Below are 12,660 nucleotides of genomic sequence, written 5' to 3'. Positions count from 1 at the left end.
ACATCGAAAATGCCAGCTTTACGAATGAGAGCCCTACGCCCCGTAGAAGACATGATTTTAGGCAAGATAGCGTGTAGGTGCATTATTTGACCTGCATACGCACCTAAGTGACCCGCCGGTTATATTTACCCAATTGTGCTTTCCGAATTTGCGTGTACAGAATGTGCGGAAATGCGCGTTTTCGTCATTTTCAAAATCGGTACAACGGTGCATATGTTTGCCGATTGCATTCCATAAAAACAGAAGGTAATTAGGTTTGACCAAAACTTGTTGAGATCTGGAAATTAGAACACCTGGGGAGATAATAATGCGCGCACTTTTTCCCGTTACTCGGGATGGCTTTTACTGCCTTGCCTCTCAATCGAATGATGTTCATTCCCGGCCGCGCTGGAAACGCCTCGGATCCGGCGCCGGCTTGCTGGCCCTGGCCTGTCTCGGCCTGAGCGCTTGCGGGGGTGGAGGCGGAAGCACGGCGACGACGGCTGCGCCGGCAACGGGTACGCCCCCGGTCGCCGCCACGCCGGCACCAACCCCACTGGCGCTGGCCGCCTATGCCGGCACCTGGTACGGTCCCTGCCAGGGCCGCAGCCAGGACACGGCGACCCTGGCCATGGCCGATGGCGGCGCGCATGCCCTGCGCCTGAACCTGGTACGCAATTTCCACGCCGCCGACGGCTGCGCCGGTACGGCGATCGCTTCCGAGACCTTGAGCGCCGACTTCACGCTCACCTACGGCAGCACCAGTACCGCGGCCGCCCTGCTGGCGCCTGGTGCGACAGCGACGCAGGTGGCGCTCGACCTGGTGACGATTTCGATTCCGGCTTATACGCGCAGCCGCAGCGGCCCGGCGGTGACCACGACCACCGGCGCCAACGGCGTGCTGTCCTGGTGCATCGGCTATCCCGACGGCGCGGTGTGCACGGCCGATGCGGGGACGCAGCCGGCGGCCAGCGGCGCCGGCGCGCTCACCCTCGACAAGGGCGAGCTGGTGCTGCTTTCTCCCTCCGGCGGCGGCTATGTCGCCGACGCCCGCTACACGAAGGAACGCGCGACCACGACGCAAGCCCAGGGGCCGGCATTCCAGCGCATCGATACCGTGGAGGGCAGCGGCACGCTCGCCACTTCCGGACGCACGCTGACGGTGAACTACACCGGCTGGCTGTACGACGCAAGCAAGGCCGACTTCAAGGGCGCGCAGTTCGACACCTCGATCGGCAAGACACCCTTTACTTTCCGGCTCGGCGCCGGCCAGGTGATCACCGGCTGGGACCAGGGCCTGCTCGGCATGCGCGCCGGCGGCAAGCGCACCCTGATCATCCCGGCCTCGCTGGCCTATGGCCGCAGCGGCAGCGGCACGGCGATTCCACCGGATGCTCCCCTGCTCTTCGAGGTCGAGCTTATCAGCGTGCAATAGGCCATCCGGCGCGCCGCGGCCCCAGGCAGGGGCCGCGGCCGGACAGATCATGGGGAATCAATTGGATACTGCGTTCACGCAGCGCCGTGGGGAGCGGCGCGCCGATCCTGTGCTGGGCGCCTTGATCGACGTCGCCATCGCCTACCGGCTCAATCTCGGCCCGGGGGTGGCCGCGGCCTTTATGCGCGAAACCGGCGTCGCGCCCGCGCTGGCGCGGCGCGTGCTCGACGGCCTGGCAACGCTGCGCGCGACCACGCCGCGGCGCCGGAGCGGAGCGGCGCTGCCAGTGCTGTTTTCCGATACGACCGGTACGGAGTGCTAGCGCGGGCAGGCCTCAGGCATCGCGCAGGTCGGCGACCGCCTGTGTGCCGAAGCCGGGCGCCAGCAGGAAGTCGACCAGCTTGCGCGCGCAGTCGGCGGGAGCCGCCAGCGCGCCTTCCTGCTTCATCTGCACGAAGCGCTCCTTCATCGGGAAATTCGCTTCCGGCGTGGCGCGGATCTCGGCTTGCATGCCGGTGTCGATCACGCCCGGCGCCAGGCTGCAGCAGCGCACCGTGCTGTCGCCGTCGAGCAGCACGGCTTCGGCGTGGCGGTCGAGCGCGGCCTTGGTGGCGCAGTAGACGCTCCAGCCGGGGTAGGCATTGCGGCCGGCGCCGCTCGAAACGTGCAATATGCGCCGCTCGCCGCGGCTGGCGCGCACCACGCTCGCTGCCAGCGCCAGCGGCGCGCCCACGTTCAGGGTCGCGGCGCGCAGTGCCGCCAGCGGATCCTGCTCGGCCAGGGGCCCGACCGGAGAGACGACGCCGGCATTGTTGACCAGCAGCGTGGCGCCCTCGTCGCGCAGCCAGCTTGCCAGCGCGTCGCCCTGCAGGAAGGCGGCCAGCGCCGCGCAATCCGACAGATCGACCTCGATCTCGGTCAGCAGCGGCGAGGCGGCGCCGGAACCGCTGCGCGCCAGGCCGAGCACGGGAATGCCGCGCTGGACCAGCTCGGCGGCGATGGCGGCGCCCAGGCCTTTCGTATGGCCGGTGACGATGGCTTTCATGCAATTCTCCTCCAGGATGGGAGCCCAAGCATAGCCGAAGACGCGGCGGCGCCACAGAAGCTTGTCCAACGTTACCCAAAATGGGTTGAATGCAACAATTTGTAAGTGCCTCAGGGTAAAATGAAGCGCCCCTTTCACCCTGTTTTCGCCGACCGAGCCGCGATGTCCAACGTCCCTGCCCTTGCATCACTGAACAGTCCTTCCCGCGTCCTGCTGGTCGGCGCGCCGCCGTTTGCCGGCGCGCTGCGCGAGATGCTGCTGGGGGCCGACGACCTCGAACTGGTGCTGACCGATGCCGTCCAGGCGCTCGAGCAGGCGGCCAGCCTGCGTCCGGCGGTGCTGGTGCGGGCGCTGGGCGGGAGCGAGGACAGCGGCGAATTCATCCGCGCCTGCCGCGCACATGGCGCCCTCGCCGGCGTGCCGCTGATGGTGCTGGCGCCGAATGGAAGCACGGCTGGCCGCGAATCCGCCTTTGCCGCCGGCGCCAGCGATTATCTCTCCGAACTGCCGGCGCAGACCGAGCTGCTGGCGCGCCTGCGCTACCACGCCACTACCAACCGCGCCCTGCTCGAACGCGACGACGCCCTGCGCCGCCTGGTGGAAACGCAGTCCCTGCTGAGCCGCGCTCAGGCCGAACTCGACCGCATCGACGGCGTCGACAGCCTGACCGGCATTCCGAACCGGCGCCGCTTCGACCAGGTCGCGCAAGGCGAATGGCAGCGCGCGCGCCGCAACGGCCAGCCGCTTTCGCTGCTGGTGTGCGACGTCGACAGTTTCGGCTATTTCAATCACCGCCTCGGGCGCGAAGCGGGCGACCTCTGCCTGCGCAAGATGGCGGGCGTGCTGACCGGGCAGCTGAAACGCCCGTCGGATCTCGCCGCCCGTTACGACGGCAAGCAGTTCGCGATCCTGCTGCCGGATACCGGCCTGGACGGCGCCGTGCAGGTGGCCGAAGCCTGCCGCGCCGCGCTTGAACGCCTGGCCCTGTCACACCCGCTGCCGGAGCGGCGCATCGTCACGATGTCGGTCGGCGTGGCCTCGACCCTGCCTGCGGAAAATGGCGAATTCGACGACGTGATCACGCGCGCCGCCGAAGCCGTGCATGCGGCGAAATCGCGTGGGCGCAACCGCGTGGCGGCCTTCCGCGCCTGATCCTTACACGAACACCGGTTCCGGCTCCAGCTCGACGCCGAAGCGCGCGCGCACGTCCTGCTGGATCGCGCGCGCCAGCGCCATGACTTCCTGGCCGGTGGCCCCGCCATTGTTCACCAGCACCAGCGCCTGCTTCGGATAGACGCCGGCCGCACCGAGATTCTTTCCTTTCCAGCCGCACTGGTCGATGAGCCAGCCGGCGGCCAGCTTTTCGCTGCCATCGAGCTGTGCGTGGTGCACGAGGGCCGGGAAACGTTCGAGCAAGGCGCGGCACTGCGCGCCCGGCACGACCGGATTCTTGAAGAAGCTGCCGGCATTGCCGATCTCGAGCGGATCGGGCAGCTTGCGGCGGCGGATCGCGATGACCGTGTCGCTCACCTGGCGCGGCGTCGGCGCCTGGACGCCGGCGGCCTCGACCGCCTGGGCCAGTTCGGCGTAGCGCAGGTTCGGCTGCCAGGCGCGCGGCAGGGCGAAGGTGACGTCCAGCACCACCAGCCCGGCGCCGTCCGGATGCTTGAACAGGCTGTCGCGGTAGCCGAAGCGGCAGTCCGCGCCGTTCAGGGTGCGGCGCTCGCCGCGCGCAAGGTCGAATACGGTCAGCGAGTGGAACACATCCTTGATCTCCAGGCCATATGCCCCGATATTCTGGATCGGCGCCGCGCCCACGGTGCCGGGGATCAGGGACAGGTTTTCCAGCCCGCCCAGGCCCTGCGCCAGCGTGTAGTCGACGAAGGCATGCCAGTTCTCGCCGGCGCCGGCGCGCACCAGGACCTTGCCGTCCTGTTCGCCGAGGACGTCGCGGCCCTCGATGGCCATGTGCAGCACCAGGGCCTCGACGTCTTTTGTGAGCAGCACGTTGCTGCCGCCGCCGAGGACGAAGCGCGGCAGGCCCTGGGCACGCGCATCCGAGGCCAGCTGGTCGAGCTGGCCGGCGCTGGTCACGCGCAGGTAGTGGCGGGCGCGGGCGGCCAGGCCGAAGGTATTGAAGGCTTGCAGCGAAACGTCGTGTTCGATCGGGAGTGCGGTAGACATGGATAGGGCTGGCTGAGGGCGAAAACCGGTCGATTATAGAGGCAAGCCCTGCTCTACCGGCAAGAAACGGTCGTTCTATTTGGGCCAGTCCGTTAAAATACTGCCACTCATAAATAATGCAATCTAAAGGAAAAACGCCATGCCATCGTTTGACGTGGTCTGCGAAGCAGACATGGTTGAAGTGAAGAACGCCGTCGAGCAGTCGAACAAGGAAATCACGACCCGCTTCGACTTCAAGGGCAGCTCGGCCAAGGTCGAGCAGAAGGAGAAGGAATTGACGCTGTTCGCCGATTCCGACTTCCAGCTGAATCAAGTCAAGGACGTGCTCGTCAACAAGATGACCAAGCGTAAGGTCGACGTCCGCTTCCTCGACGAAGAAAAGGTCGAGAAGATCGGCGGCGACAAGGTCAAGCAGCTGATCAAGGTGCGCAACGGCATCGAGACCGAGGACGCCAAGAAGATCACCAAGGCGATCAAGGAAAGCAAGATGAAGGTGCAGGCCAGCATCCAGGGCGAAACCGTGCGCGTCACCGGCGCCAAGCGCGACGACCTGCAGGCGGCCATGGCCCTGCTGCGCAAGGACATCCAGGACTTGCCGCTGGCATTTAATAACTTCCGCGATTGAGCCCGGTGCGGGCTTGAGGCCTCGTATTCCCACTCTGCATATCGCCGCACGCCTCGCGCTGCCCCATTTTCGCTTGGGGTAGAATGGAGGCTGCACAAACTCGCTCGCAGGGCCCCACCTTTTGAGCAAGAGCAACGTAGTCTAAGGATAGCAATGAAACGTGTTGATGATTTCCGCCTGCGTCTGGGCAACAAGGAATATGTGCCCATCATGATCGGCGGAATGGGCGTGGACATTTCGACCTCGGAACTGGCGCTGGAAGCGGCGCGCCTGGGCGGCATCGGCCACATCTCGGACGCGATGGTGCAGGACGTCTCGGACCGCAAGTTCGACACCACCTTCGTCAAGGACAAGACCAAGCTCTACAAGTTCAACATCAACAACATGGACAAGGCGGTGGTGCAGTTCGACCTCGAGCGCCTGGCCGAAGCGACCCGCCTGCACGTGGGCGCGACCATGGCGGCGAAAAAGGGCGACGGCCTGATTTTCGTGAACTGCATGGAAAAGCTGACCATGAACGCGCCCAAGGAAACCCTGCGCACGCGCCTGGCCTCGGCCCTGGACGCCGGCATCGACGGCATCACCATGTCGGCCGGCCTGCACCTCGGTTCCTTCGAGCTGATCAAGGATCATCCGCGCTTCCGCGAAGCCAAGCTGGGCATCATCGTGTCCTCGGTGCGCGCCCTGCAATTGTTCCTGCGCAAGGTCGCCAAGCTGAACCGCCCGCCCGATTTCATCATCGTCGAAGGTCCGCTGGCCGGCGGCCACCTGGGCTTCGGCTTCGACTGGAAGAACTACGACCTGCACACGATCATTGACGAGATCCTCGCCTACATGCGCGCGGAAAACATCGACATCCCGCTGATCGCAGCCGGCGGCGTGTTCACCGGTTCCGACGCGGTCGCCTTCCTGGAAAAGGGCGTGGGCGGCGTGCAGGTGGCGACCCGCTTCACCGTCACCCGCGAATGCGGCATGCCCGACAGCGTCAAGCAGGAATACTTCCGCGCCAGCGAAGAGGACATCATCGTCAACGGCATCTCGCCGACCGGTTATCCGATGCGCATGCTGAAAAGCACGCCGGCGATCGGTTCCGGCATCCGTCCAGGCTGCGAATCCTATGGCTACCTGCTGGATGCGACCGGCAACTGCGCCTACATCAATTCGTACAACCGCGAAGTGCTGGCCAATCCGGACGTCAAGAATCCGCCGGTGATGGACAAGACCTGCCTGTGCACGCACATGCGCAACTACAATTGCTGGACCTGCGGCCACTACACCTACCGCCTGAAGGACACCACGCACAAGCTGGCCAATGGCGACTACCAGATCCTGAGCGCCGAGCACGTGTTCAAGGATTACCAGTTCAGCGTCGACAACGAGATCGCGCTGCCGGAAAAGCAGGAGAGCGTGGCGGCCTGAGCCCTGCCCTGGCCGTAAGCTCCAGAAAGCCACGCTGCATGCGTGGCTTTTTTTGTTTGGCGCTGTTCGTGTTAAGTGTTGAATCTTCTTGTACGGCTGAGGTCCAACCTGGACTTCACCAAGCGGAGGTCTGCATGCAGGCACGCAAGTTCGAACACTTCCTGAAACAGCTGGCAGCGCTGACGCTGCGCCAACGGCAACGCCTGCTCGATCTCTTGCTTCCGGAGGTGAAGCGCGACCAGGTCGTCGAGCTGATCGAGCAGCACTCCGCCAGGCGGCTCCTGTGTCCTGGCTGTGGCGGCGGCAATTTCCACAAGCACGGCCGCGCGCATGGCCTGCAGCGCTACCGTTGCCGCAACTGCGGGCGCACCTGCAACGGCCTGAGCGGCACGCCCCTGGCGCGCCTGCGGCACAAGGGCCGCTGGCTCGACTATCTGGGTGGGATGCTCGACTCGCACAGCATTCGCCGCGCCGCCGAGCAGCTGGGCGTTGCCGGCGCGACGAGCTTTCGCTGGCGCCACCGCTTCCTTGCCTTGAGCCAGCATGACCGCCCCGACCGCCTGGGCGGCATCGCCGAGGCCGACGAAATGTATCTGCTGGAATCACACAAAGGCTCGCGCACACTTGACCGTGCGCCTCGCAAGCGCGGCGGGAAAGCGACAAAGCGCGGCATCTCGAACGAGCAGATGTGCATCCTGGTCGCACGCGACCGCAGCGGCCAGACGCTCGACTGGGTGCCCGGAAAAGGGCCGGTCACGCGGCGGCAGCTGCACGAGCATCTGAAAGCACGGCTGGAGCCGGACGTGCTGCTGGTCACGGACAGCCATTCGGCCTATCGCCATTTCGCACAGGAAGCGGGCATCACGCATAAAGCGGTCAACCTGCAAGCAGGGGTCCCGGTGCGGGGCGCTATTCACGTCCAGAACGTCAACGCCTATCACAGCCGGCTGCGCGGCTGGCTTCAGCCTTTCCGGGGCGTGGCCAGCCGCTACCTGAGCCACTACCTGGGCTGGCGCTGGGCGCTCGATGGTGGACGCATCAGGACGCCCGACAGACTGCTGCAGATGGCGATGGGCGCAGGGCGTCCGGCGACTTCCCACAGTTAACGTGAACAGCGCCTTTTGTTTCAGCACAACCGCGACAAGAGTTCGGGAACGGGTGTAGGCTAGTCGAGTCCAACTGAGGATGCCCGCGAACGAAAGGCGCTCAGCATGACCTTGCCCGTCCCGACAGCCAATGCCGCCTTCCTCCTCGATGGCGCGGGCATCATCACGACCTGGAACAATGCCTGCCAAAAGCTGCTCGGCTTCACGCCCGCCGAAGCCATCCTGCAGCCGCTTGGCGCCCTGCTCATCGGCACCGCGCCGGAAGACAGCGGCGAGCGCTGGCGCGGCCTGGCGGAAAACCACGGCCATACCAACCGCGTCCTGCTGCGCCATGCCGACGGCAGCACCGTCAAGGCGGAGCTGGCGCTGTCGCCGCAAACCCAGGCTGACGGCAGTACGCAGGTCTGGGTCGCCGCCATCGACAACGTCCACACCGACGCCACGCCCGACTCCGTGCTGGTCGGACGCACGCCGCTGGCCGCCGTCATCGACGTCCTGCCCGGCACCGTGTATGCGCTCAACCGCGAAGGCCGTTTCGTGCTCTGGAACCGCAACCACGAACGGATCACCGGCTACACCGCCGAGGAAATGGGCGCGACCAATGCGCTCGAGCTGTTCGACCTGCAGACCCGGCCGCTGATCGCCGAGAGCATCCGCCGTGTCTTCGAGAACGGCGAGGAAGTCGCGATCGAGGCCGACGTCGTCGCGCGCAACGGGCGCGAGACGCCGATGGTGCTGTGCGGCGCGCGCGTGGACTGCAACGGCGGCCAGTACCTGTTCGGCATGGGCGTCGACATCAGCGCCCGGCGCGACCAGGAACGCTGGCTGCGCCTGCGCGAGCGCGCCCTGCATGCGGCCAGCAACGGCATCGTCATCACCGGCATCGACGGGCGCGACTGCCCGATCGAATACGTCAATCCGGCCTTCGAGCGCATCACCGGCTACAGCGCCGAGGAAGTGATCGGACGCGATTCGCGCTTCATGGCCGCGCCCGGCATGGACAACAACGAACGCCAGCGCGTGCATGAGGCGATCGTGGCGCACAAGAGCGTCAACGTGGTGTTTCGCAACATGCGCAAGGACGGCCAGCTGTTCTGGAACGACCTGAGCATCACCCCGGTCCTCGACGAGCACGGCACCACGACCCATTTCATCGGCGTCATCATGGACGTGACCACCAGCAAGCAGCGCACCGCCCACCTCGAGCACGAGGTCAACCACGACGCGCTCACCGGTCTCGCCAACCGCAACCTGATGTGGGACCGGCTGGAACAGGCCCTGCACCTGTCGCAGCGCCAGAAATCGATGGCCGGCGTGGTCCTGATCGACCTGAACAACTTCAAGAACATCAACGACAGCTACGGCCACGAGGCCGGCGACGTGGTGCTGAAGGTGGTGGCGCGCCGCCTGCAGGCCTCGGTGCGCGACATCGACACGGTGGCACGCATGTCCGGCGACGAATTCGTGCTGGTGCTGGTCAACCAGCCCTCGCTGCGCTTCACGCTGCGCATGATCGAGCGCCTGCGCCAGAGCCTGACCCAGCCGGTCTCCTTCATGCACAAGAACATCGAGGTCGGCGCCAGCCTCGGCGTGGCCGTCTATCCGCACGATGGCGTCACGGCGGCCGAGCTGGTGCGTTCGGCCGACGTCGCCATGTACCACGCCAAGGCCACGGGCCGCAACGAGATCTATTTCTTCTCGAACGACATGAAGACGAGCAGCGAAGCGCGGCAGCGGCTCGATTACGGCATGGCGCACGCGATCGAGCGCGGCGAGCTCTTCATGCTGTACCAGCCCTGCATCGATGCACGCAGCGGCAGGGTCTCGAGCTTCGAGGCGCTGCTGCGCTGGCGCCATCCCGAGCAGGGCGTGCTGCTGCCCTCGGCCTTCCTGAGCGAAGCCGAGGAAAACGGCCGCATCGTCGAGTTCGGCGCCTGGGTGCTGGACCAGGCTTGCGCTTTTCTCCGCGATTTAAAGCAACTCGGCGTGACCGACGTGCCGGTGACGGTGAACGTCTCGGCGCGCGAATACGGCCAGCAGGATTTCGTGCCCGGCATCGCCGCGCGCCTGTCCGCCTACGGCCTCGCGCCGGACAGCCTGCAGATCGAGCTGCGCGAGGAAACCGTGATCCGCAACCCGGGCCAGGTGCGCGACCTGGCCGGCCAGCTGCGCGAGCTCGGCCTGACGCTCTCGATCGACGAGTTCGGCCAGGGCATGACCGACCTCGGCTTCCTGCGCGAGCTGTCGGTGGGCCAGCTGAAACTGTCCAGGGAAGCGGTGCGCTCGATCGCCGACGAGCTCGATGCCGAGGGAGGCACCATGGCGCGCACCCTGATCGACATCGGCCACAACCTGCGCATGCCGGTCATCGGCGAAGCGGTCGAGACGCGGGCGCAGCGCGATTTCCTCACGGCGCACGGCTGCGAAGTGCTGCAGGGCATCCTGATGAGCGAGCCGGTGGAGCCCGACATCGCGCGCGAGCTCGTACGCGACCGCATGCCTGCGTAGTGAGACCTCGATAAACCTACTGCGCGTCGAATCTTCGGCCTGCGATGCTCGCTGTACCGAAGTACAGCTGCGCTTCTCGGCCAAAGCTTCTTCCGCTCGCTACGGTTTCTCGAGGTCTTGATACGGTACGTCACCGCGTATGGAAGCCTGGGCCGCAAGCTCGGCAGCTATCTGCCGCTTCCGTTATCATCGTCTTTTCAGGCTGCGCGTTTGTCTATTTAATTTTCACTTAACTGCGGGCCTTGCTGCGCGCTATCCGACGCGATGAAACATCGACTCTTTCTTTTCGACCTGGACGACACCCTGCTCGACTTCAAGGCCTCCGAACAGCTGTCCTTCGAGCGCACCATGCGCGAACTCGGGCTGGCCAGGCTGCCCGACGGCCTGTTCGGGCGCTACCAGGGCTTCAACCTGGCCTTGTGGAAGGCCTTCGAAGGGGGGACGGTGTCGAAGGATTTCCTGAAGGTGGAGCGGTTTCGCCAGACCTTCGCAGCGGGCGGGCTGGAGCTCGATCCGCAGGCGGCCAGCCGCCTGTACCTGGAATCGCTGGCGGACACGGTGGTCCTGGTCGAGGGCGCGCAGGCGCTGTGCGAAACCCTGGCCGGGATCGGCGAGGTCGGGATCATCACGAATGGGGTCGAGCAGATCCAGCACCGGCGCATCGCGGCCGCGAAGCTGCATGTGCACCTGTCCTTCGTCGCGACCTCGGAGGCCTGCGGGCATGCGAAGCCGGATCATCGCTTCTTCGACTACACGGTCAGGATGGCGCGCCGGTTTGCGCACGCGGAAACGGTGATCGTGGGGGACCGACTGGACGCGGATATCCTGGGGGCGAACCGGTTCGGGATCGAGAGTTGCTGGTTCAATCCGGGGGGACTCGCGAACGAGTCGGAGGCGCGGCCGACCTGCGAGGTGGCGCACCTGGACGAGGTCGTGCCGGCGTTGCGGAGCATGGCAGGCGTCTGAGACGCGCCTGATTGTGGGGCTGTTGCCTGCGCCGCTATCGGTGTGTTCGATCCGCGTGGGCACGGAGTGCCCACCCTACGGTCACCGTTGTCGGCAAGATCACACGAAACCCGATCGTTAACGTGTCCTGTAGGGTGGGCACTCCGTGCCCACGCGGATTACGCGCACCGATAGCAAGGCAGGCAACAGCCCCACCCCGCCCGCTTACCCCTCGGTGGTAATCCGCTGAATAAGCGCGCCGAGCACGTCTTCCGCCATCTCGTTATCGACCTGGCAGGTCCCCGCATTCTCATGTCCGCCGCCACCGTACTCGAGCATCAGCGCGCCGATGTTGGTCTTCGAGGTCCGGTTCAGGATCGATTTACCCGTCGCGAACACCGTGTTCTGGTTCTTCAGCCCCCACAGCACGTGGATCGAGATGTTCGTTTCCGGGAACAGCGCATAGATGATGAAGCGGTTGCCGGCATAAATCGTCGTCTCCTTGCGCAGGTCGAGCACGACCAGGTTGGCCTGCACGCGCGCGCAGCGCCGGATCTGTTCCTTGCACAGGTTGGCATGCTCGAAATACAGCCTGGTGCGCTCCTGCACGTCGGGCAGCGCCATGATGGTGTCGATCGAGTGCCGGCGGCAGGCTTCGATCAGTTCCATCATGAGCTGGTAGTTCGAGATGCGAAAATCGCGGAAGCGCCCCAGGCCCGTGCGCGCGTCCATCAGGAAGTTCAGCAGGTTCCAGCCGGCCGGCTCGAGCACCTCCTCGCGCGAGAAGCGGGCGCTGTCGCCCTTGTCGACGGCGGCCATCATGTCGAGCCAGGCTTTCGGAAAGGTTTTCTCGCCGCCGTAGTAATCCCAGACCACGCGCGCCGCCGAGGGCGCCTCGGGATGGATCACGTGGTTCTCGCGCACGCCGCGGTTGCGGATGGTTTCGGACAGGTGGTGGTCGAAAGCCAGGTGGGCGCCCGCGACGTAAGGCAGGTTGGTCGTGATGTCGCGCTGCGTGATCGCGATCTTCCCGTCCTGCATGTCTTTCGGGTGGACGAACAGGATGTCGTCGATCAGGTTCAGGTGCTTGAGCAGGACTGCGCAAACCAGGCCATCGAAGTCGCTGCGGGTAACGAGGCGATACTGTGCTGGAACGGCGGACATCGGCAAATCCTTTCGTCGAATGGTTGACTGTGGAAGCTGAGCTCGTTTTTCATCATACCGCGCAATGTTTCGTGTTGTTAGCTTCTCCAGCCGGTTTTTGTCGCGACCATTCATGCATGCCGGGAATCCTGGCGCCCGGTTTTGCATTCCACGCCCCGCATCGTGCAGGCTGTCGCAAAGCGCGTGCCAGCGGCCGGGCACCGGTGTAAAGTTGCAACATTCCAACAATCCGGAAGCCGTCCCGTGTCCT

11 protein-coding genes are annotated in these 12,660 nt (G+C 65.3%); 8 read left to right on the top strand and 3 right to left on the bottom strand.

Going from position 1 to position 12,660, the window contains the following annotated elements; translation table 11 throughout:
- The first annotated feature begins 415 nt into the window (after window positions 1-415).
- Window positions 416-1,414 carry an FKBP-type peptidyl-prolyl cis-trans isomerase gene (locus ACFPQ5_RS21245; protein ID WP_379760540.1) on the top strand — a complete coding sequence of 333 codons (999 nt, stop codon included), beginning with the start codon at window positions 416-418 and terminating at the stop codon, window positions 1,412-1,414.
- Window positions 1,415-1,463: 49 nt separating this feature from the next.
- Window positions 1,464-1,736, top strand: a complete 273-nt coding sequence (locus ACFPQ5_RS21240) for a hypothetical protein (protein WP_379760538.1) — start codon at window positions 1,464-1,466, stop codon at window positions 1,734-1,736.
- Between the two features lie 12 nt (window positions 1,737-1,748).
- Here the strand turns inward: ACFPQ5_RS21240 and ACFPQ5_RS21235 are convergent, their stop codons facing one another.
- A complete protein-coding gene (locus ACFPQ5_RS21235) occupies window positions 1,749-2,459 on the bottom strand; it encodes an SDR family oxidoreductase (RefSeq protein WP_379760536.1) in 711 nt (236 codons plus the stop codon).
- Window positions 2,460-2,621: 162 nt separating this feature from the next.
- On the opposite strand from ACFPQ5_RS21235, the gene ACFPQ5_RS21230 reads away from it, so the two are divergent.
- A complete protein-coding gene (locus ACFPQ5_RS21230) occupies window positions 2,622-3,611 on the top strand; it encodes a GGDEF domain-containing protein (RefSeq protein ID WP_379760534.1) in 990 nt (329 codons plus the stop codon).
- 3 nt (window positions 3,612-3,614) lie between these two features.
- Here the strand turns inward: ACFPQ5_RS21230 and murB are convergent, their stop codons facing one another.
- Window positions 3,615-4,643, bottom strand: coding sequence for a UDP-N-acetylmuramate dehydrogenase (gene murB / locus ACFPQ5_RS21225; protein ID WP_379760532.1), 1,029 nt, complete (start codon window positions 4,641-4,643; stop codon window positions 3,615-3,617).
- Between the two features lie 139 nt (window positions 4,644-4,782).
- Between murB and ACFPQ5_RS21220 the strand changes: the two genes are divergently transcribed.
- The 5 genes from ACFPQ5_RS21220 (at window position 4,783) to ACFPQ5_RS21200 (ending at window position 11,267) form a co-directional block, all read left to right on the top strand.
- Window positions 4,783-5,268 carry a YajQ family cyclic di-GMP-binding protein gene (locus ACFPQ5_RS21220; protein WP_136219396.1) on the top strand — a complete coding sequence of 162 codons (486 nt, stop codon included), beginning with the start codon at window positions 4,783-4,785 and terminating at the stop codon, window positions 5,266-5,268.
- A 153-nt stretch (window positions 5,269-5,421) separates the two neighbouring features.
- Entirely contained in the window at window positions 5,422-6,687 is a 1,266-nt protein-coding gene (locus tag ACFPQ5_RS21215; protein ID WP_379760530.1) for a nitronate monooxygenase, read from the top strand.
- A gap of 134 nt (window positions 6,688-6,821) precedes the next feature.
- The gene (locus ACFPQ5_RS21210; RefSeq protein WP_379760528.1) at window positions 6,822-7,793 is read left to right on the top strand and encodes an IS1595 family transposase; all 972 of its coding nucleotides are present in this window, start codon (window positions 6,822-6,824) and stop codon (window positions 7,791-7,793) included.
- A gap of 105 nt (window positions 7,794-7,898) precedes the next feature.
- Window positions 7,899-10,301, top strand: coding sequence for a sensor domain-containing protein (locus ACFPQ5_RS21205; RefSeq protein WP_379760526.1), 2,403 nt, complete (start codon window positions 7,899-7,901; stop codon window positions 10,299-10,301).
- 264 nt (window positions 10,302-10,565) lie between these two features.
- Entirely contained in the window at window positions 10,566-11,267 is a 702-nt protein-coding gene (locus ACFPQ5_RS21200; protein ID WP_379760524.1) for a YjjG family noncanonical pyrimidine nucleotidase, read from the top strand.
- 204 nt (window positions 11,268-11,471) lie between these two features.
- Here ACFPQ5_RS21200 and ACFPQ5_RS21195 read toward each other — a convergent pair whose 3' ends face one another.
- The gene (locus ACFPQ5_RS21195) at window positions 11,472-12,410 is read right to left on the bottom strand and encodes an exopolyphosphatase (protein WP_379760522.1); all 939 of its coding nucleotides are present in this window, start codon (window positions 12,408-12,410) and stop codon (window positions 11,472-11,474) included.
- Window positions 12,411-12,660 lie beyond the last annotated feature (250 nt).

The sequence above is a fragment of the Massilia suwonensis genome, assembly GCF_042655665.1.
Lineage (GTDB): Bacteria > Pseudomonadota > Gammaproteobacteria > Burkholderiales > Burkholderiaceae_D > Telluria > Telluria suwonensis.
This window is presented reverse-complemented; position numbering and strand designations above follow the sequence as displayed.

Excerpts from the sequence above, each read along its gene's own strand:
- ACFPQ5_RS21240 (WP_379760538.1), top strand. The coding sequence starts at position 1,464 with ATGGGGAATCAATTGGATACTGCGTTCACGCAGCGCCGTGGGGAGCGG.
- ACFPQ5_RS21235 (WP_379760536.1), bottom strand. The coding sequence starts at position 2,459 with ATGAAAGCCATCGTCACCGGCCATACGAAAGGCCTGGGCGCCGCCATC.
- ACFPQ5_RS21230 (WP_379760534.1), top strand. The coding sequence starts at position 2,622 with ATGTCCAACGTCCCTGCCCTTGCATCACTGAACAGTCCTTCCCGCGTC.
- murB (WP_379760532.1), bottom strand. The coding sequence starts at position 4,643 with ATGTCTACCGCACTCCCGATCGAACACGACGTTTCGCTGCAAGCCTTC.
- ACFPQ5_RS21220 (WP_136219396.1), top strand. The coding sequence starts at position 4,783 with ATGCCATCGTTTGACGTGGTCTGCGAAGCAGACATGGTTGAAGTGAAG.
- ACFPQ5_RS21215 (WP_379760530.1), top strand. The coding sequence starts at position 5,422 with ATGAAACGTGTTGATGATTTCCGCCTGCGTCTGGGCAACAAGGAATAT.
- ACFPQ5_RS21210 (WP_379760528.1), top strand. The coding sequence starts at position 6,822 with ATGCAGGCACGCAAGTTCGAACACTTCCTGAAACAGCTGGCAGCGCTG.
- ACFPQ5_RS21205 (WP_379760526.1), top strand. The coding sequence starts at position 7,899 with ATGACCTTGCCCGTCCCGACAGCCAATGCCGCCTTCCTCCTCGATGGC.
- ACFPQ5_RS21200 (WP_379760524.1), top strand. The coding sequence starts at position 10,566 with ATGAAACATCGACTCTTTCTTTTCGACCTGGACGACACCCTGCTCGAC.
- ACFPQ5_RS21195 (WP_379760522.1), bottom strand. The coding sequence starts at position 12,410 with ATGTCCGCCGTTCCAGCACAGTATCGCCTCGTTACCCGCAGCGACTTC.